11 protein-coding genes are annotated in these 21,365 nt (G+C 68.0%); 9 read left to right on the top strand and 2 right to left on the bottom strand.

Annotated features, from left to right (window positions below; all coding sequences use genetic code 11):
• Positions 1 to 49: 49 nt before the first annotated feature.
• A complete protein-coding gene (locus ASE43_RS04710) occupies positions 50 to 328 on the top strand; it encodes a hypothetical protein (protein ID WP_056175908.1) in 279 nt (92 codons plus the stop codon).
• Between the two features lie 292 nt (positions 329 to 620).
• Here ASE43_RS04710 and ASE43_RS04705 read toward each other — a convergent pair whose 3' ends face one another.
• The gene (locus ASE43_RS04705; RefSeq protein ID WP_057159610.1) at positions 621 to 1,061 is read right to left on the bottom strand and encodes a VOC family protein; all 441 of its coding nucleotides are present in this window, start codon (positions 1,059 to 1,061) and stop codon (positions 621 to 623) included.
• 306 nt (positions 1,062 to 1,367) lie between these two features.
• Here ASE43_RS04705 and ASE43_RS04700 point away from each other — a divergent pair, with 306 nt between their 5' ends.
• On the top strand, positions 1,368 to 2,021 hold the full coding sequence (locus ASE43_RS04700) for a glutathione S-transferase family protein (protein ID WP_056175902.1): 654 nt from the start codon (positions 1,368 to 1,370) through the stop codon (positions 2,019 to 2,021).
• A gap of 225 nt (positions 2,022 to 2,246) precedes the next feature.
• Here ASE43_RS04700 and ASE43_RS04695 read toward each other — a convergent pair whose 3' ends face one another.
• Positions 2,247 to 3,743 (bottom strand): alpha/beta hydrolase, encoded by a 1,497-nt coding sequence (locus tag ASE43_RS04695; protein WP_082607097.1) that lies wholly within the window; start codon positions 3,741 to 3,743, stop codon positions 2,247 to 2,249.
• A gap of 145 nt (positions 3,744 to 3,888) precedes the next feature.
• On the opposite strand from ASE43_RS04695, the gene ASE43_RS04690 reads away from it, so the two are divergent.
• The 7 genes from ASE43_RS04690 to ASE43_RS04660 all read left to right on the top strand — a co-directional run bounded on the left by ASE43_RS04690 (position 3,889) and on the right by ASE43_RS04660 (position 21,358).
• A complete protein-coding gene (locus ASE43_RS04690; protein ID WP_057159609.1) occupies positions 3,889 to 5,601 on the top strand; it encodes a sensor histidine kinase in 1,713 nt (570 codons plus the stop codon).
• Positions 5,589 to 6,290, top strand: a complete 702-nt coding sequence (locus ASE43_RS04685) for a LytTR family DNA-binding domain-containing protein (protein ID WP_057159608.1) — start codon at positions 5,589 to 5,591, stop codon at positions 6,288 to 6,290. Before ASE43_RS04690 ends, ASE43_RS04685 begins: the two co-directional genes overlap by 13 nt.
• 295 nt (positions 6,291 to 6,585) lie before the next feature.
• Complete coding sequence (locus tag ASE43_RS04680) at positions 6,586 to 6,903, top strand: hypothetical protein (protein WP_057159607.1); 318 nt, start codon at positions 6,586 to 6,588, stop codon at positions 6,901 to 6,903.
• A 272-nt stretch (positions 6,904 to 7,175) separates the two neighbouring features.
• A complete protein-coding gene (locus tag ASE43_RS04675) occupies positions 7,176 to 7,565 on the top strand; it encodes a hypothetical protein (RefSeq protein WP_157499660.1) in 390 nt (129 codons plus the stop codon).
• 71 nt (positions 7,566 to 7,636) lie between these two features.
• Complete coding sequence (locus tag ASE43_RS04670) at positions 7,637 to 8,758, top strand: hypothetical protein (protein WP_057159606.1); 1,122 nt, start codon at positions 7,637 to 7,639, stop codon at positions 8,756 to 8,758.
• Between the two features lie 551 nt (positions 8,759 to 9,309).
• Entirely contained in the window at positions 9,310 to 20,571 is an 11,262-nt protein-coding gene (locus tag ASE43_RS04665) for a putative Ig domain-containing protein (protein WP_082607096.1), read from the top strand.
• Positions 20,555 to 21,358 (top strand): hypothetical protein, encoded by an 804-nt coding sequence (locus ASE43_RS04660; RefSeq protein ID WP_157499659.1) that lies wholly within the window; start codon positions 20,555 to 20,557, stop codon positions 21,356 to 21,358. The genes ASE43_RS04665 and ASE43_RS04660 overlap by 17 nt, the downstream gene beginning before the upstream one ends.
• Positions 21,359 to 21,365 lie beyond the last annotated feature (7 nt).

Raw genomic sequence — 21,365 nt, 5'->3', positions numbered from 1 at the left:
CCGTCGAGACCAGACTTCCACCCGTATTCCACGCCGACGGGGGGCTCTGATGGGGCACGCATTGCTTGCGTTCGTAAAGTGGTTCTTCGCCGCGGCCATAGTCGGCGTGATCGCCGGTGGCGTCATCGGAGGCATGATGGGGACGGACGTCGACTCGTCCTACCGGGCAGGCCAAATCGTTGGGGTCCTCGTCTGGCCTATCGTGCTCGTCGTCGCCATCGCCGGCACTTGTTTCAGCGTCTCTCGCGAAAAAAAGCGGCATGCTCAGGCCCTGGCCGGACCCCGCATCAGCGATCAGTACCGCAACGACCGCGACAACGGCGCCTGACGATCGGTTCCGAAGCGCGCATGGCTTGAACCGCGGTCTTGCGTGGAGTACATGACGACGCCTGCCACAGCGGTTGGCGACTAACTGCCGCGTGAGACTGCATCCGGCCAGGTCTTGTACGGTCCGACGATTAGGCTTGTCGCGCGAGGCTTGCGTGCGGCATGCCCGAAGCTGTGCATGACCGGCGGGGCCTTGTGGCTGGAACTAGTGCTCATGCCAGGTATCGCGTCGAGCAGGGGCGTGCCGATTGACGCGGCTTCAAGATCGCTCGATTCGGGTATTCGACGGGCTTCTATCGCCCGAGCTCTTGCGCAAGCCCGATGAGTATCCCCTCGGGTCCCCGGATGTAGCAAAGCCGATACACATCCTGGTACCGGACCACTTCGCCGACCAGCGTCGCGCCGCGTTTGCGCAGCCGGGCGAGCGTGTCGTCGATGTCCACCACAGTGAACATGACGCGCAGATACCCGAGGGCGTTCACCGGAGCGTTGCGGTGATCGGCGATCACGGGCGGCGCGAGGAATCGGGAGAGTTCGAGCCGGCTGTGGCCGTCCGGCGTGCGCATCATGGCCATCTCGACGCGCATGTCGCGCAGGCCGGTGACGCCGTCCGCCCAAGGCCCTTCGATGGGAGCACGCCCTTCGAGCTCCAGGCCCAGTTCGGTGTAGAACTCGATGGCGGCGTCGAGGTCGTCCACCACGATGCCGACGTTGTCCATGCGCTTGATGGTCATGAGGTCTCCTGGAGCTGGGTTGAATCGCGCCGGGAAGGACGGATGGGCGACGCCGGCGTCGATTGCTGATGGGGGCGGGGCACGGATCGATAGTCCAGCGGCTCAGACTCAAGGTCAACGGCCGAGTCGCCGCTCACCGGCGCCCAGGCGTCCTCACCGTACTATCGCGGGGCGAGGGCGGTCCAGGTCGAAGCTGAGGGCCGATGTGTGCGAAATCCTTCCCGGGCTCATGTCGAATTCGGGTCCGCCTGTTCGTCGCCATGGTGTAAGCAGCCAAATCTCCCCCATGCCACCAGGAGCACGCCGATGACCATCACCATTACCGCCTTCGAACGATCGCCCGACGGGGGCAAGGGCCTGGCGCGCGACACGCGCGTGCGCTGGGCGCTGGAGGAAGTGGGGCAGCCTTACGAGGTTCGCCTGGTGTCGTTCCGCGACATGAAGGAGCCCGCGCACCTGCGCCTGCATCCCTTCGGCCAGATTCCCACCTTGGAGGAGGACGACCTCGTCCTGTTCGAAACCGGCGCGATCGTCCTCCATCTCGCCCAAAGCCGGCCGGGCCTGCTGCCGGACGACGCCAATGCGCGGGCGCGCGCGATCGCCTGGATGTTCGCCGCGCTCAATACCGTCGAACCGCCGATCCTCGATATCGTCGTCGTCAAGTTCCAGGAAGGCGACAAGCCCTGGGCGCAGGAACGGCTGCCGCTGGTGATGGACCGTATCCGCGCCCGGCTGGTGCAGCTGGCGGCGCGGCTGGGCGATGCCGACTGGCTCGACGGTGCGTTCAGCGCAGGCGACCTGATGATGGTGTCGGTGCTGCTGCGGCTGAGGCCGTCGGGCTTGCTCGACGAGTTCCCGAGCCTGGCCGCCTATGTCGCCCGCGGCGAAGCGCGGCCCGCCTATCAGCGCGCGTTCGCCGCGCAGTGGGCGGTGAATGCCGCCCCGCCGCCGGCCGCTTGACGGCGCCGTTCAGGCCCGGCGGCCCAAGGCAGAGTCCGCTCTCACTGCTGCGGTCGCGCCCACAGAGAGCAAGCGAGCAGTCATTGGTCGTGATCGGCGGGTCAGAAGTTCCTGTAGCCACTGCGAGCTCCGACTGAACAGCGCTCGAGGAGCATTTGCGTCGTCTTCGCGTTGGAAGCGGTTGCGTCTAACGCCGCCAGGCTGCCCTGGCGGCGCTTCGAACGCTTACAGCTCGGACTTGCTAGTGACGAACACCGGCAACGGCACGTCCAGCACTTCATCGGCGATCGGCCGGCCGGCGAGGAAGTTGGCGATGCTCTCGGCAATGCCCGCGTTGCCCAGCCACAGCTCGTTGTCATGGCTGGCGCCGCGAACCAGCAATTCCTTGCCCTGGCTGAAGCCAGGCCGCAGCGCCTGCGCGTTGGCGTGCGGTGTGCGGCCGTCCAGCGTGCCGCTGACGAAAAGCACGGGCACATCGCTACGCAGCGGCCCGCGGAATGCCTCCCCCAGATCGACGAGTCCGAGGCCGTCGGCGAGTTCCGGGAACGGGAAGTTCAAGGCGTCGCCGAGCATGCTTTCGCGCGCCTGTGCCTCGACCAGGGCGCGGCGCTGGGGACTCTGGCCGGATGCCACATCCATCGCCAGCGGCATGGCCCGGAATCCGCCCAGTTCCTCGCGCACCATCAGGACGAAGCTCGCCAGCAGGCCATAGTCGCCCGCTTCAGCTTCGCGCAGCATCAGCGGCAGCATCCGCTGGGTGGAGCGCCGGCCCAGCGCAATGGCGATCGCCAGCTTCGCGTCGTACTCGCCGATGGTGACTTTTCTACCGCCGTGCTTGGGGCTGCTGCCTTGGGCCGGTTGACGACGGAGCGTTTCCAGCACGCGTCGGGCCGATCCTTGCAGATCGTCGAAACCGTCCTTCTTGGCGATGACGGCCAGATCCGCCAACAAGGCATCCGCGGCCAACGGCAACTTGATCGTATCGTCAGGCCCCTCGGAGCCCATCAGCACCACACGCTCAAGGCTCGGGCCGTGTCGGCGCACGGTGGCCAGCGCCAGATGCGTGCCATAGCTCATTCCCCATAGGCTGATGCGCTTCAGGCCCATCGCACGCTTCAGGGATTCGATGTCGTCGGCGCTTTCGGCCGTGGTGTAGGCGGCCAGGTCGACGCCGCTCTTTCGCCATTCGGCGATGCAGCTGACGGCGGTTGCGCGCAGCGCTACCAGAGCGGCCTCGCGCTGCAGCGGTTGGGCGTCGTCGAAGCGATGCGCGTGCGAGCATTCCGGGGGCATGTCCGAAAAGTCCGTGCCGCGCTGGTCGAGCAGCAGCACATCGGTCTCGCGGCGGATACGGTCGAACACCGGCCAGCGCGGGCCCAGCGCCGTCCCGAAACCGGAGCCGCCCGGGCCACCGGCCAGGTAGACCACGGGTGCGCTGCGGCCGTCGCCACCGGTCGCGGGCAGGCGCACCACGCGCAAACGGATGCGCGGTCCGTCGGGCTGGCTGTGTCTGCGCGGCACCTCCAGAAACGCTTCCTCGGTCGCGATCGTGCCATTGCCCTTGGTCTCCATCGCGTAGGGCTTGAACACCAGCGGCGCCTGCGCATCGCGGGCCAGTGCCGGCGATGCGCAGGCCAGTGCGATACACAGCGCCGCCAGGCGTCCGGCCCGATGCGGGGGCGTACCGCGTTTGCCGACAACGAATAGCGATTTTCCGAACATGGCGAGCTCCGATTGGGAGAGGATCTGGACGTGGCCTTCGCCACGGGATCAGCATCCGCTTCGACGCCGCGGCCAGGCTGCGCCGGTCCGCCGAACAGCTCCAAACGGCTGTCCAGTGTCTCCGTGCCGCCGATAAGATGGAGGCATGCAGATCTCGCGCACCACCTTGGCCGTACTCGTCGTGTGGCTAGCCGCCGTCGCCGCGTGGCTGGTCGTTGCGAAGCCCGACATGAAGACGGTGCGGATCCTGACCGGGGAAATGGCGCCCGCGACGATGTCGGCGGCCGGCGAACTACCGCAGCGCCCACCGGCCAACGCGGATTGGCGTCCGCTCGATCAACGCGTGCTTGCGGGTTGGCGCGACCCCTATTGGCTGCGCTGGCGATCGACCACGCCCGCGACGCAGGGCGGTGCCGACCGCGCGTTGCGCTTTTCGCTGCGCGGCGCCAGCCGGCTCTACTGGAACGGTCAGCCGTTGGCGGGCAACGGCATCGTGGGCCGCACCGTCGCGGAGGAACGTCCGGGCCGCCTCGACATTGTGCGCGTGCTGCCGCCATCGGCCGGGGCCGGGACGGATGAGCTGGTCGTGCTCGCTTCCAGTCAGCATCAAGGCCTGCGGCTGCTCAGTGCCGATGCCTTTGCCGTGGTGGCTCCCGCTGAGCTGCTCTACGGCCAGGCCATGCGGCCGTGGCTGATTGCCGCCTTCGCCACCGGTGCGCTCGCGGCGGCGTATCTGTATTTCCTGGCGGTCCAGCGCGGCCGTCGGCGCAGGCCTGGCGCTCGGCTGCTGCTCGCGCTCTGCGCCGTTGGACTGGCCTTGCCTATGGTCGAGGGCTGGCGCGCGCTGGTGGGCTATGCCTATCCGTGGCATGGCCCGCGCCTGTTCGTTCTGCTGGGTTTGCACCTGGCGGCGGCGATGTTGCTGCCGGCCTACCTGGCGCGCCACTTCGGCCTGTCCGTGCCCATTGGCGTGCGCATCGCCTATCTGGCGACGCTGGTGGCGGTCGCGGCGTTCATGCCCGGCTTCGATGCGCGTTCCGCTGCGGTACTGCTGTTGAGCCTGCTCGCCTCGGCGGGCGTGCTGCTGCGCGTCCAGGGCGCGCAGGAGGAACGTGGACCGATCCTGGCGCTGGTGCTTACCGGGGCTTTGGCGATGGCGGTCGCGCACAGCTCTTTCCTCGACGGCCCATATTTCCTGTTGCTGGCGATACTGATGGGCTTCCTGCTCTTGCGCCACGCCGCGCAGCTGCGTGCCTTGGATCGCCATAACGCGAAGCTAAGCGAAGAGCGCGCCCAGCTTTCTCTGCAGCTGTTGCAGAGGGGCATCCATCCGCACTGGCTCATGAACACCTTGACCTGCCTGCAGGAGTTGATCGAGCAGGCGCCGCCGCGCGCCAGCCGTCTGGTCGAGTCGCTGGCCGAGCAGTTCGACCGGCTGCGCGACAGCAGCACCCGCCAAAGCGTTTCGCTGGAGGACGAATTGGCCTTGTGTCGCAGCCACTTGGATATCGTCGGTCTGGCCTCCGATCACCCGCTGTCGCTTGAGGTCGATGCCGACGACACTCGCTTGTCGTTGCCGCCGGGCATCCTCCATGCCCAGATCGAGAATGCGCTGACCCACGCCGGCACCGGGGCCTGCGCGCAGCATCCGTTCCGACTGCGAGTAGATCGCCAGAACGATCGCTGGACCCTGGAATTGCGCAGCGCTCGCGGATCGGCGCCGCACCGCGGTCGCGGCACCGGCACGCGCTATATCGAGGCCAGCCTGGCCACCGCCTATCCCGACGGCTGGCGCTTCGTCCAGGGCGTCGATGGCGCCGATTGGTGCGGTCGGATCGAGCTGACATGCGCATCCTGATCGTCGAGGACGAACCGCTGGTGCGCCAGCGTCTGTTGCGCCTGAGCACGGAACTGGCCGGCGCGCGTGCGCGTTTCGATGCGGTTGCGGACCTGGAATCGGCCGGGGACAGACTTCAGCGCAGCGTCTACGACGGCATCTTGCTGGATCTGAACCTTGAGGGCGAGGATGGTTTCGAACTGCTGCGGCGTGCGGTAGCCGGACGCTACCACTGCGTTGTGGTCTCGGCCCATCGCGAACGCGCGCTGCAGGCTTTCGAGCACGGCGTGCTGGATTTCGTTCCCAAACCGTTCTCGCGCGAACGCCTCGGCCAGGCACTCGAGCGGCTGCTCGATGTCGGTCGTTATCGCTCCGGCCGTGCCCGCTACCTCGGCATCTGGCGCGCCCAAGGCACGGCATTGGTCGAACTGGCCGACGTGGTGTGGATCCGCGCGGACGGCGACTACAGCGAGTTGCGCATGCGCGACGGTCGCAGCGAATTGCACGACAAATCCCTGGCCGGCCTGACCGGCGTGCTGCCGCCCGATTTCGTGCGCTGCCACCGCTCCTACCTGGTCAACCTGCGCCATGTCCGCACCCTGCATGCCGGCTCGGGCAGTCGTTACTGGCTGGTGCTGGGCGACGGTGCGGAGCTGCCGGTGGGACGCGTCTATGTCGGGGCGCTGCGGAGCGAGCTCGCGCTTGAGTGAGGCGCAACAGGGCAGTGCTCGCGTTGGCGTGTGTCGACCGACAGGCCGAGTCTGCTTGCTTGGCTAGTTCAGGCCGCGCCCGATGATGCGACGCCCCGACCGGTGTTCGACGGGGATGGGCGCGTCGATCGACCTCGACTGCGGACGTCTATATAGCTAGTGACAAAGCGCGGACGGCCTGCCGGCGCCGCGCGCCGCCGAACCGTAGGCCGATCGATGGTTTCGCTGGGTGGCGGGCGCTACGATGCGCGAACGCCCCAGCGCGTAGTGGGGCATTCGCGATGGCGCTGTTCCTATGATCACGATCCCTCACTGGTGGCTACCGCTGCTGCTGTTCGCGGTCTGGTCGCTTTGGGCGTTCGCGGCCATCGCCGAGTTGCGCGCGAAGGAACTCCGTGAGGGCGTCGCCAAGGAGCTGCGGGGTGGGGTCAGCGTGGTGCCGGTGCTGCCATTGTTCCCGCTGGGCTTCTGGGGTGCGGCGGCGCTGGTGGACGTATGGGCCGCACCTTGGGGCACCGTGGTGATCGGAGCCTTGCACCTGTTGTTTGCGCTGGCGATGGTGTTCACCCTGGTGCGCGATCTGCGCTACTGCCTTGGGCGCGAACGCACCTAGCGTCGACCGCGGGCATCCGAGGCTAGCCGACGGCCTGGCGGCCGGAGGCGGCGCAAAAATCCGATCAGGGGTAGGGCAGCAGGCAACGCTTCATGCGACGGTCGCGGTTCGGTGATGGGTCATGATCTGGTGCCGGTGGCGCGGATGCGGTCGCAACTCAGGATTGGCGTCGAAATCGCGGTAAAGGTGCAGGTTTTCTGCTTTCACGACGGCCTCAAACGACCATGCTAGGCTCTTGCCATCCGGACGCCAACCATCTCCAAGGACGGTTCATGCGCAAGCAATCGATCACCTTTGGGGTTACCGCCCGGCTCGCGCTGCGGCGCGTGCGGGTAAGCGTCCTGTTGATCCCCCTCCTACTATCGGCCTGCGCCATGCACGAGACTGCGAACTTCGATTCGGCTGCCTGGAAATCGCAACGCGGCGCGAAGCCGCTGGATAACCGACGCGGCTCGATGGTGCCCGCGCTGGCCAAGGCGATCACCGACGGCATGACCCGCGACGAGGTGATCATGGTGTTGGGCGAGCCCGACTCCAGCAACACCGCGACCGGCATGGACATCTACGAACTGGGCGTCTCCGACGCCGGTATCGACGAAGAGTATTACGAGGTCCGCTACCAGGACGGGCGCGTCGCATCGCGCCGCTGGGCGCGCAGATAAGGCCAGCCGCCGCCGATCGCGGGAAGCGGATCGCGCGGCGACGAACGAACGCAAGCGAAAAGGAGAGCGCGATGCCGGATCCACGTCCAAACCTCAGCGATATCCGGACGAACTATCAGGTCGCCGACGATGAGGTCATCACCTATCGTCCGCGTGCGTTCGGTGCGTTCGATATCCCGTTCACCGACGGCCGCGAGATGACCAAGACCGAAGGGGCCTTGCTCGACCGCCTGACCCGCGACCGCGGCCTGGTGGGGCTGAGCGGGTTCCGCGACATCGCCCGCGAAGCTTTCGCCGAGGGCGAGCGGCGCTTTCCTGACAATCCGGTGCCGGCCGGCGTTCCCGCCGACCGTGCGCGCGAGTGGCAGGGCAACGACGGTCATCGCGACGCGTTCCGGCATGCGTACTGGAGCGCGCGTCTGGCGCAGGAGTACGGCCCGGAATGGGGCAAGGCCTTCACCACCGCGCACGAGGGTTTGCCCGGCAATTGGGCCAACCGCGAGGCGATGGACCTGTACAACAACTCCATCGGCAACCAGATCGGCGCGGCCAATCGCAATGCGACGCCGCAGGAGCTGGCCAACCTGATCGGGCAGCAACTGGATCAGGGCAAGCTGGTGGTGATGAACAGCGGCGGCAACATGGAGTGGAGCGACCGCGTGCGCGTGGGCCAGCACGGCCTGTCGCCGGACGATGTAATCGGCCCCAAGCTGCCGACGCCGGGCGCGGTGTCCACCGACAGCCGGGTCAGCCTGAACACCCCCGATGCGGCGCCCGGCGAGCGTACTGCGCTGGCCGCGCTGGATCCGAACGTCGCACGCATGCGCGAGGATCCGATGTACGGGCAGGTGGTCGCGGCGATGCGCACGCACGGCATGGCCGACGATCAGGTGGCGGCCAACTTGTACGCGGGCGCGAAGCTCAAAGGCTTCGACACGGTGACCGGCATCCAGCCCGGCAACGCCGTGGTCGACGCCAACGGCCAGCCGGACCGCAACCTGTTCGTGTTCGACGGCAGCAAGGGCCCGACCGGTCCGAACTACGCGATGGTCAGCGAGAATCAGGCGCGCGGGGTACGCGAGCAGGACGCAGCGAGCGTCGCGGGGCAGGCCCAAGTCAGCCCCCAGGCGCAGACCCAGCTCGCTGCCGCGCAGACCACCGAGCAGCCGGAGCATCGCAAGGCGATGGGCTAGCGGACGCAGCGCAGACCGCGCGGGCGTCTGCTCGCGGGGCTGCGGGCGAACCGCACGCGCTGAGTTTGGGCCGACGCGGCCATCGGCGGGGTCCAGACTCCGCCGTCGTGGCTCCCCAGGTGCGGTGCCTGTTTCCGGCACCCCACGAAGCGCGTTCGACGGCGCGGCATTTCGATTCCAGGGATTGGGGGCGAGGCACGAGGCCAGCCGACCGCGGATGCACTTCTGTTCGTAATATCCGATGCGCTACCCTGATAGAGGGGGATCGCAAGGCGTCTTACCGGGCTGGCGCGGCTTCGTGCCGGGGCCCGTAAGCGCAGTTCATTGTGGCGCGGGCGGCCGGTGGCTTCGGTGACGGGCGTACGCGAACGTCCCCTCTGTGCCGTAGGGAAGAGGGGCTGGCGAGCCGATCGCTCGTCCTTTCATGATTCGTAGCGGCCTCTCGTCGACTGTCGGCGAGAGGTCGGGTATTGGCAGCGTTCTGCCGGGCTCCCTGATCGGGCCATGGATGGCGATGACTGCTTGGATGGCTATGCTCTGGGGAGAGCGGTATGAACAGGGAAAACGGTCGCGGTGGCCGTAGTTTGCGTACGTTCGCCTGGGGATTCCTGGGCGCGGTGGTGGTGGCGGGCGCGGTACTCGCGTCGGGCGCCCAGCAGCGGCTGATCGAGGCCTTCGGCGCCTCCGCGCCGGACTCGAACTTCTGCGCCATCTATCCGATCGCGGTTCCGGCCTCGCTGCTGCAAGGCGCGGCGCCCGGCACGGTGTTCGAGCGCATGCCGCGCGGCACCGGAGCCGGCAACTACAGCTGGCTGACCTGGTCCGGCCAACCCAGCGCGCCCACCCTGGCCGCCAGCCTGGTACCGCCGGGCGACAGCGATACCTATCGCAACCCCGATGACGCCCAGGATCAGCGACTGGACATCGGGGACTGGGCGCAAGGCGCGCCCGGCTCGATGAACGCCGCACAGGTGCGGCAGAACATGGCCGCCCTGGTGGGGCGCGACATCGTCGTGCCCGCGTACTCGCAGACGCGCGGACAGGGCAACCGCTACGACTACCGCGTCCAGCAGTTCGCGGTGATTCGCCTGCGCGATTACCAACTGACCGGTCATGGCTGGCTGAGCTTCGAGTTCCGCGGTTACCAGCGTTGCTACAACCAGCCGCCGGTCGCGCAGGATCAGAACCTGTCGACGCCGGAAGACACCTCGTTGGCGCTTAGCCTCACCGCCACCGATACCCAGTCGGACAGCTTGACCTATCAAGTGCTGGAGCAGCCGCAGCACGGCACGCTCAGCGGCACGGCGCCCGACCTGGTCTATACCCCGGCGCCCAACTACAACGGCCCGGACCGCCTGACCTTCCGCAGCAACGACGGCGAGTTCGACTCCAACGTGGCCACCGTCGCGATCGAAGTGACGCCGGTCAACGACCCGCCGCATATCACCAGCGTGCCGCCGCTGCGGGCGCTGGACAATACGCCGTACCGCTACCCGGTTACGGCCGAAGACATCGACGTCGGCGACGTGCTGACGTATTCGCTGGTGAACGCGCCCGCAGGCATGCGCATCGATCCGGCCAGCGGCCTGATCGAATGGTCGCCCGGCGTCGACCAGGCCGGCGAGCACCCGGTAACCGTGGCGGTCACCGACCGCGCCGGTGCCAGCGATGCGCAGTCCTTCGTGGTGGTGGTGGAGCGCAGCAACCGTCCGCCGCTGATCGTGACCTCGCCGGTGCACGACGCGCCGGAACTGGAGGGGTATCTCTACCCGCTACGCGCGCAGGATCCGGACCTCGGCGATCTGCTGCGGTACGAACTGCTCAAGCGCCCGGATGGCATGACCATCGCGTCCGATACCGGCGATATCGCCTGGAACGGCGCCGGCTGGGCCGGCAACAACCGCCTGCCGAACGCGATGTGCATGGCCGGCGGCGAGCGTACCTCCAGCCTGGCCGCGGCCGCCGACGTGGTGGTGGTGGTCGACGAATCCGGCTCGATGTCGGGCGAGCACGATTGGATCGCCGACTTCGCCGCGCCGCTGGAAGCGCACCTGACCACCAACGGCGTCGGCGACGGCGCCGTCCCCAATCGCTACGGTCTGCTGGCCTACGACCCGGTGCCGCTGCCGATCAACGTCGGCACCACCCTGACCGGCGACTACCGCCAATTCATCACCGCCAGCGCGCAATTGGCGCTGCGCGGCAGCGGCACCGAGGACGGTTGGCGCGCGGTGCGTCACGCCATCTTCCAATACCCGCTGCGCGAAACCACCGCGCGCAACATCATCCTGGTCACGGACGAAGACCGCGACAACACCGATGCGTCGATCACCTACGCATCCCTGCTGGGCGAGATGCGCACGCAGAAGGCCGTGCTCAACGCGGTCGTCAATGCTCGCTTCAAGTGCGGCGACGGCAGCGCGGCCCTGGGTTTGGGCCAGCACAAGGTCGGCTACAAGGCCGATGGCCGCGGCGGCTTCCTGACCTGCGCCAACGCCAGCGCCTACGGCGGCGACGGCACCACGATCGCCGATTACGTCAACATGGCCCTGGAAACCGGCGGCGCGGCCTGGGACATCGAAGTCCTGCGCGACGGCGGCCGAGTGGCGCAGTCGTTCACCAACGCGCTGCTGAAGATCAAGGTGCAGGAAATCCTGCAGCAGCTGCCAACCCGCAATCTGCCCGACGTCTACGTGCACGGCCTGACGTCCAACGGCGCCACCATCGAACTGGACATCGGCAACCGCGGCTTGGCGCCGGTGGGCGACGCGATCGCCGTGCAGATCTTCGCCGACGACCAACTGGTGTCGGTGGAAGCCGTGCCGGACCTGGCGGCCGGCGCGCTCTCGCATCTGACCGTTCCGTGGTGGGTGCAGGCCGGCGCCGAGCCGGGTCGCCTGAGCGCGCGCATCCTGGTACCCACGCAGGTCGCCGAGTGCGCCACCGACAACAACGCGCTGGACGTGGCCTGGGTGCGCGCGCGCGTCACCGACCGCGCCGGCCTGTACGCCGAGCAGAGTTTCTCGGTGCAGGTGATCGACCAGAATCAGGCGCCGACCATCACCTCGACGCCGGCGGCGACCACCGGCGTCGGCCGACGCTATGTCTACGCGCCGACGGTGGCGGACCCGGACCGCGGCGATGCGATGTCCTACGCGCTGGCTACCGCGCCTATCGGCATGGCGGTCAACCGCCTGACCGGCGAGCTCACCTTCGTGCCGGATGCCTCGCAAGCCGGGACGCACACGGTGGAACTGGTGGTGCGCGACCTGGCCGGCGCCGAGGCGCGCCAGCGCTACACGCTCAGCGTGGATGCTGCGATCCTGCCGCCTCGCTTCGTCTCCGAACCCGAGCGCCGGGCGGTGCAGGGCACGCTCTACGCCTACGCGACGCAAGTTACCGCGGCGCCGTCGTCCGAGCTGCGCTACGACGTCTTCATGGGCCCGGCCGGTCTGAGCATCGACGCCGCCACCGGCGCGGTGCAGTGGCAGGTGCCCGCCGCGTTCGCCGGCAAGAGCGAGCGCGTGGTGCTGCGCGTGCGCGACCAGCACGGCAACTATGATCTGCAGGTCTACACCTTGCTTGGCGATCTGCCCAATCAGGCGCCGCGCATCACCAATTCGCCGGCGCTGCAGGCCACGCTGGGTTCGGCGTATTCGTATTCGCCCACCGTCAGCGACGTCAACGTGCTGGAGCAGTTCGCGTGGCAGGGCACGATCCTGCCGCCGGGTTCCGACGTCGATGGCGTGAGCGGGCGCTTGAACTGGCCCGCCGCCTCGGTGAGCTCGCGCTATCCGGCCGCAATGGCGGCGGCCAATCCGTTCTGCCTGGCGCGCGACCCGGCGCTGGGCGAGTTCGCGCCCGGTTCGCGCTGGGCCAACACCAAGGTGCGGTTTCCGACCCAGCCGCTGGTGGGCCCGATCCTCGACACCAACATGGACGGCCAGCTGACCTCGGCCGACCTCACCGCGGTGGTGGCGATCAGCTGGACCGACACCACCGTCGGCAATCGCCGCCTGCATGCCTTCGATGCCCACACCGGCGAAACCCTGTGGAGCTATAACCAGCGCACGCCGGATTGGTACATCCAGCCGGCGATGGCCGATCTGGAAGGGCAGGGCAATGTCTCGATCCTGTTCGTGGACAGCCAGCGCTACCTGGTCGCCTTGCGCCCGGACGGCAGCCCGCGCTGGGTCAGTAACGTGCCGGTGGCCGCCAATGCGCTGAACTACAACGCGATCAGCGTGAGCGACCTGGACGGCGACGGAACCGCGGAGATCCTGATCGGTCCGTCGGTGTTTACGGCTGGCGGCACCCTGAAGTGGCAGTTCCCGGCCAGCGCCGACAGCCGCGGTCAGGCCCTGGCGATCGACCTGGATCAGGACGGCCGTCGCGAAGTGCTGTATCGCGGCGAGATCCGCGATGCCAACGGCGCGCTGCGCAAGAAGCTGCCCAGCGCCTTGGACGGCACCGTCAATTATGCGTATTACGCGCCGGTGCGCGTGGCCGGCAGCGCGCGTGCGCACATCGCGATCAGCGAACACACCAGCCGCGGCTATCGCTTGAGCCTGGTGGACGCCGACGGCAACAACGTGTGGTTGCGTACCGCGCAGGTCTCCACGGCCGGCCCGCTGCTGGTCGCCGATTTCACCGGAGACGGCAGCGAGGACATCTTCGTGGCCGCATCCGGTCGCCTGCATTCCGGCGCCGGCGGCGAGACCCTGTGGGATATCAGCGGCGCGACCAACTGGAGCGCGAACAATTCGCGCGCCGCGATGGCGGCCGATATCGACCGCGACGGCGAATTGGAAATCTTCACCACCAACCCGGGCTATGTGCAGGTCGTGGCCGGACGTACCGGTGCGGTGCTGTGGCGCTTCACCGGCATGAGCGACCATCACTCGCACACGCCGACCCTGGTGGACCTGGACGGCGACGGCAATGCCATGCTGCTGGTCAGCGAAAGCAACGCCCTGCGTGCCTACGGCTCGACCACACTGCCTTGGCATGCGGGCTCGCGCGTGCTGCATCAGAGCGCCTTCGCGCTGGATCAGGTCCGCAGCGATCTGCGGCCGACCCCCGCCGATGTTTCGCGCCCGCCCGCGGCCCTGTATGTGCAGGGCCAGCGTCAGGCGGTGACCCAGGCCACCACGTTCCGCTCCGACCTGCGCGTCTCGGCGCCGTACGGCGTGCAGAACGCCGCCGGCCTGACCCTGACCGCGGACGTCGTCAATCGCGGCACGGCCGGGAGCCGCCCGCTGGAGGTCGCGTTCTATCGGGGCGGCGTCGATGCCGGAAGTCTGATCGGCAAGGCGACCGTGCCGGCCGTCGCGCCCGGACAGAGCGTGGCGGCGCAGCTGGCGACCACGATCGAGGCGGTCGGCAGCGAGGAGGTCACCGCGGTGATCCTCGCCGCCGCCGACGAGAACGAGTGCGAAGTCGGCAACAACATGGCGTCCGGCCGGGTCGCGTCGATCGCCGTCGCCGATCACGGCGGGCTGCAGGCCCGGCTGCTGTGGGTGGTGGCGGTCAGCGAGCGCATGCTCGCGCCCAGCATCACCAGCACCGCGCCGCGCAACGCGACCGAGCATCAGGCCTACCGCTACCAGGCCGCGGCGACCTCGCCGCACCTGGGTGACGCGGTGACCTACGAGTTGAGCAGCGCGCCGGACGGCGCGGTGGTCAATCCGCGCACCGGCGAGCTGACCTGGGTCCCGCGCTGGGGCCAGGTCGGTCGCTTTACCTTCGTATTGGCCGCGCGCAGCCTCAACGGCAACGCCACCCAGCAATCGTGGACCGTCGACGTAGCGGCCTCGACCGAGCCCAACCAGGCGCCGGCCATCGTTTCGACCGCGATAACGGCCGCGACGGTGGATCAGGTCTACCGTTACGACGTGCGCGCCACCGATCCGGAAGGCCAACGCATCCGCTATTCGTTGGAGGGCGCGCCCGCGGGCATGCAGATCGATGCGCGCACCGGCACCGTGCTGTGGCAACCGAGTACCGCGCCGGCCACGCCGGTCGCAGTCAAGGTGGTCGCGACCGATGAGCGCAACGCGCGCGCGGAACAGGCCTACGCGATCAAGGTCTACGCCACGCCCAACCGCGCCCCGTCCATCACCAGTACGCCCGGCTTGTCGATGACGCTGGGCCAGGCCTACGAGTACGCCGCGGCCGCCGTCGATCCGGACGGCGATCCGTTGAGCTACGTCTGGAACCGCTTGCCCGTGGGTGCCGCGATCGGCCCGGCTTCGACCGTGCGCTGGACGCCGAGCGCCGCGCAGACCGGCGCGGTCGAGTTCGAACTGGAAGTGCGCGACGACCGCGGCGGTTGGGCGCGGCAAACCTTCACGGTGTACGTCAACGATCCGGTCAACCATGCGCCGCAGATCGTCAGTACGCCCAATCCGCGCGCGATCGTCGGCCAGGCCTACGTCTACGACGTCGCGGCCGAGGACGCCGATGGCGACGCGCTGAGCTACAGCTTGCTCGAGTACCCGCGCGGCATGGCGATGGCGGCCGACACGGGCCGCATCGAGTGGACGCCGGCGCTGAATCAGATCGGGCAGCACGCGCTCAAGGTGCAAGTGGCAGACGGCCGCGGCGGCGTGGCCTGGCAAACCTTCAGCGTGGAAGTGGTGGAGCAGAGCAGCGGCGGCGGCAACGGCGCGCCGGTGATCCATAGCGCGCCGGCCACCTCGGCCAAGCTGGGGCGTGCCTACCGCTACGACGTGCTGACCTTGGATCCGGACGGCGATCTGCTGGCCTATAGCCTGACCCAGGCGCCGGCCGGCATGACGATCGACGCCCAGACCGGCCGCATCGACTGGCAGCCCACCCAGATCGGCGACTACCCGGTTCGTCTGCGCGTCAGCGACGGCGCGCTGTGGACCGAGCAGGCCTGGCTGCTGCGCGTGGTCGAGGGCCTGGCCTTCAGCGCGACCCTGGATGTGCAGCCGCCGCAGGTCGGCCCGAACGAAGTGGTGACCGTGCAGGTGTTGCCGGTCAATGCCGGCTCGCAGGTCAGCGTGGAACTGCGCATGGACGGCGCTTTGGTGCCGGTGGACGCGAACCTGCGCGCGCTGGTGCAGACCACCCTGATCGGGCGTCATGCCCTGGTGGCGATCGTCAGCGACGGCACCGACACGGTCGAGGTCAGCGGTGAGTTCACCGTTCTGGACGCCAACAGCAGCGAGGGGCCGACCCTGACCCTGACCGCACCGGCGGACGACGCGGTGGTGACCGCGCCGACAACGATCACCGGCTCGGTGCAGGACACCGATCTGGCGGGCTGGAAGCTGTATCTGGTCGACCGCGACGGCAGCAATGCGCAGCAGCTGGCCAGCGGCACCGCCGCGGTGTCCGGCACACTGGGGCAGCTCGATCCCACGCGCCTGCTCAACGGCCAGTACGTGGTCGTGCTGGAAGCCTGGGACAGCGCCGGCCATCAGTCCAAGGCGTTCAGCAGCATCGTGGTCGACGGCGAGATGAAGCTGGGGCATTTCAGCCTGAGCTTCCCCGACGTGTCGATCCCGGTGATGGGTATTCCGATCACCGTCACGCGCACCTACGACACCCGCCGCAGCCACGAGAAGCTCGACTTCGGTTATGGCTGGAGCGTCGACTATCAGAACGTGCGCGTGCACGAATCGCGCACGATCGGCCTGGGCTGGAGCTTGAACGAGTATCGCTCGGGCTTCTTCAGCAACTGGTGCGTGCAGCCGCAGGGCGATCCGATCGTCACCGTCGCGTTGCCGGACGGCAAGCTGGAGAAGTTCCGCGCCAAGGCGATGCCGGAGTGCCAGTTCATCGTGCCCAACATCGACGTGCAGATCGTGTTCGAGGCCCTGCCGGGGACGACCTCCAAGCTGGAGCAGACCACCCTGGGCAGCGTCAGGCTGGCGGGCAACCAGCTGATCGATCTGGGCGAGATCGGTCCGGCGGACCCGAACGACTATGCCCTGACCACCAAGGAGGGCATGCGCTACGACCTGCGCCAGGGCGTCGGCATCCGCCGGGTCACCGACCTGGACGGCAACACCCTGACCTACACCCGCGACGGCATCGTGCATTCCAGCGGCGTGGGCGTGCAGTTCATCCGCGACAGCGCGGGTCGAATCTCCACCATCCGCCTGCCCGACGGCAACTTCATCGACTACACCTACGACTTCGCGGGCAACCTGACCGCGTCGGTGGACCAGCGCGGCGAGGTCACCCGTTACGGCTACCTGGAAGGCCGTTTCCCGCATTACCTGCAGGACATCATCGATCCGCGCGGCGTCCGCGCCTCGCGTAGCGAGTACGACGAGAACGGGCGCCTGATCGCGCATATCGACGCGGAAGGCAGGCGGATCGAATACACCGTCGATCTGGTCGGCCGCACCCAGGTAGTCAAGAACCGCCTGGGCCAGTCGACGACCTACGCCTACGACGAAAACGGTCGCGTGACCCAGGAAATCAATCCGCTGGGCGAGGTCACCAAGCACGGCTACGACGCGTACGGCAACGAGCTCAGCCGCGAGAACGGCGAGGGCGAGGTCTGGCGCTGGGAGTACGACGCCGCCGGCAACAAGATCAGCGAAACCAATCCGCTGAATCAGACCACGCGCTGGACCTACGACAGCCGCGGCCAGGTGCTGACCCAGACCGACGCCAGCGGCGCGACGGTGGCCAACAACGTCTACAACAGCCGCAACGGCCAGTTGACGTCGTCCACCAACGCGCTGGGCCAGAAGACCGAGTACACCTACGCGACCAGCGGCGACTTGGCGAGCGTGCGCTTGCCGGACGGGACGACCACGTCGTACGCCTACGACAGTCGTGGCAACAAGACGCGCGAGACCAACGCCCTAGGCGCGGTCATCGTGTACACCTACGACGATGCCGGCCACATCTTGACCGAGACGCGTACGCGCACGGCGGCGGACGGCAGCACCCGCTCGCTGGTCACCCGCCACATCTACGACGCCAAGGGCAACCGTACCTCCACCACCGATCCGATCGGCCAGGTATCGCGTTGGGAGTACAACGCGATCGGTAAGCAGTCGGCGGACATCGACGCCAACGGCAACCGCACCGAGATGGACTACGACGCGTTCGGCCAATTGGTCGAGACGCGCCATCCGGACGGCACCCGCGACCGCTCGGTGTACGACGCGGAGAGCCGCGTGATCGCCACGATCGACCGCGCCGGGCGCACCACGACCATGGTGTACGACGCGGCGGGCCGCTTGATCGAGACCCATCTGCCCGACGGCGCGGTCAGTCGCATCGGTTACGACAAGGCCGGACGCGAGGTGCGGCGCGAGGATGCGCGCGGCAACGCCACCACCATCGCCTACGACGATGCCGGACGGCAGACCGTCGTGACCGACGCGCTGGGGCGGTCGACCACCACCGCCTACAACGTCAACGGCACCAAGGCCAGCATCAAGGACGCGCTGGCGCGTACGACCAAGTTCGTCTACGACCCGCTGGGCCGACTGGTCGAGACCCTCCATCCCGACACGACGACCGCCGACACCGACAACCCGCGTAGCCTTCTCGGCTACGACGCCCAGGGCCGGAAATCCAGCACGACCGACGAAATGGGTCGTGTCACCGCCTTCGAGTACACGCCGACCGGGCAACTGTCGGCGGTGGTGGATGCTGCGGGTAGCCGGACCACGTTCGCCTACGACGAGATGGGCAACAAGATCGCCCAGACCGACGCATTGGGGCGCGTCACGCAATGGGCTTACGACGACGCCGGCCGCCCGGTCGCGCGGACCTTGCCGGGCGGGCAGGTCGAAACCTGGGCGTACGACGGCAACGGCAATCGCGTCGGCCATGTCGACTTCAACGGCGCGCAGCGTCAGTTCCGTTACGACGCGATGAATCGAGAGCTGGAGGTGCGGCATGCCGACGGCTCCGGCGCGGTCACCACGTACACCGCTACGGGGCAGATCGCCACGCGTACCGACGGCGCCGGCACCGCGAGCTACGGCTACGATGCCGGCGACCGCCTGAACTCGGTCGTGCAGGCCGACGGCGTGGCCATCGCGTATCAGTACGATCCGATGGGCAACCGCCTGCGCATGACCACCGCCAGCCAGGACGTCGCCTACACCTACGACGCGCTGAATCGACTGGCCACCGTCGTTCGCGACGGCGCCACCACCACGTATGGATACAACGAGGTCGGCAGTCGCAGCCTGCTGCAGTTGCCCAACGGAAACCGCGCCGACTACACCTATGACGTGCGCAACCGCCTGAAGACGCTCACCCACCGTTCCGCGGCCAACGCGGTCCTGTTGGGCTTCACCTACACGGTGGACAACACCGGCCTGCGTACCCAGGCGGTGGAGAGCAGCGTGGGTTCGACGCGCACCGTGACCTACCAGTACGATGCGCTCAAGCGGCTCAAGCGCGAGCAAGTGGTCGACAGCACGCGCGGCAACCGCACCACCGACTGGACCTACGACGCGGTCGGCAATCGCCTCACCCAGGTGCGGACCAAGGCCGGCGTCACCACCAGCACGGCCTACACCTACGACGTCAACGACCGCTTGCAGCGCGAGGACGTCGGCGGTGGCGGGGCGGTGCAGTACCGTTACGACGCCAACGGCAGCCTGATCGAACGCGGCGATGTCGCGGGGCTGAGCATGTACAGCTACGACGGCGGCGACCGCCTGGTCGATGCGGTCACGCCGACCGGCGCGATGTCTTACCGCTACGATCCGGCCGGCATCCGCCAGGCGCAGACGGTCAACGGCGTGACCACGCGTTACGTGGTCGACCCGACGGCCCGCAACGATCAGGTCATCGAGGAGCACACCGGCGCGCGCGCGGTGCTGTACCTGATGGGCGACGATCGCATCGGGCGCAGCGACGGCGGACAGACGGTCTATCTGCACGGCGACGGATTGGGCAGCACGCGTTTGCTGACCACCTCGGCGGGTGCTGCGGCGGACCGCTACTGGTTCGAGGCCTTCGGCGAAACCGAGTCGCACACCGGCTCCAGCGACAACGCGTTCCTGTTCGCCGGCGAGCAGCTCGATCCCAACCTGGGCTTCTACTATCTGCGTGCGCGCTACATGAACCCGGCCAACGGGCGCTTCACCCAGATGGACGCCTACTCCGGCGACGACAGCGATCCGGTCAGCCTGCACAAGTATCTGTACGCCAACGCGAGTCCGGCCTATTACGTGGACCCCAGCGGCTATTTCAGCGACCTGGGCGGCATGACCATGGGCCTGCAGATCCAGGCGCAGCTGTCGGTAACCGCAGTGCCATCGCTGGTCACCGCGGGCTTGATCGCCAAGGTGACGCTGTACTCGGTCGCGGCCGTGACCGGCACCTACGTCCTGACCGACGTGCTGATCCGCACCAAGCTGGAGGAGTGCATCAACTCGGCGAAGTCCGGCGAGAACAAGTGCAAGCCGCAGTTCGCCATGTTCCTGGTCGGCGACGACAGCGCCGAGGTGCGCGCGCATGTCGGCGACGCGCTGAGCGAGGGCAAGCCATCGATGCTGTCGCGGCAGGAACCCCCGCACAGCCGCGCCTGGTTGCGACTGAACAAGGGGCCGGGCCGTGCCTGCGCCGGTGGCGCAGGCACGGATTGCGACGAGTATCCCTGGGCGGCCAGTCGCGAAGGCGGCGCGGCCAACGACGTGTCGTTGCGCAGCGTAAACGAATCGCAGAACCGCAGCGTCGGCTCGCATCTGCGCTGGTTCCATGCGCGCTGCGGCATCCCCGCCAACACGCCCAGCCGCAAGTACAAAGTGGTCGCAGTGCGCGGCCTGCCCGTTACAGGCTATGTCTGCTCGCGATAAGCTGATGCGCCGGCGGCTTCTGGTGGCGGTCCTGCTGATCCTGGCAGGCTGCGCCCGAACGCCGCCGGATACGCCGAGCCAGAGCGAGCACGCCATGACCTTGGATCAACGGGTTTCCGGATACGCAGGCACGCCGACGGACTGGCGCCGGTTCCTGGATTGCTGGTCGCGCGAAGTCGGACAGGCGCGCAGCGCGGGCCCGGAGCCGCTGGTCGCGACGGTCGCGTTGCCGCTGGAGGAGGGCGCGCTGGAGCGGACAATCGAGGAACGCCAACGCGCGCTCGGCGTCGCGTTGCCGCGTTCCTATCTGGACTTCATTCGTGCGCAACGTCCGCAGGCGGACTGGCGAACGATCGCGCACGGCACCGGCTTTCTATCGCTGGGCACGGTCGACACCGTCGCGCGTCTCGACCCGGAGGGATTGGCGCTCGCGCAAGCCCAGCCGCTGCATGCCGACGATGACCGGTACTTCGTCTACGGCATCGATCAGGACAGCGCCACGACGCGTTCGCGCTACCTGCAAGACGCCCTCGTGGTAGGTAAGTACGGCGATAGCCTGTACGAGCAGATTGTGCTGTTCCCGCAGGCCCGCACCCGCGACGGGGAAATGGAAGCCGCCTTGCTGGGGTGGTCCGGCACGTTTCGAGCGACGTCTTTCGCCGAGCTGATGCGCCAGCTTCACTACTTCGACCTGGGCCGTTCGGATCAACTGCCGCCGTACGCGCAGGACCGGCTTCGCGGCACCTGTGCCGATGCGATGCCGATGCGCGAGGTCTGGTGGAAGTAGGCGGGGC

Source organism: Lysobacter sp. Root983, assembly GCF_001429345.1.
Classification (GTDB): Bacteria; Pseudomonadota; Gammaproteobacteria; order Xanthomonadales; family Xanthomonadaceae; genus Lysobacter.
The sequence above is the reverse complement of the archived record's forward strand: the minus strand, read 5'-3'. Positions and strand labels throughout refer to the sequence as shown.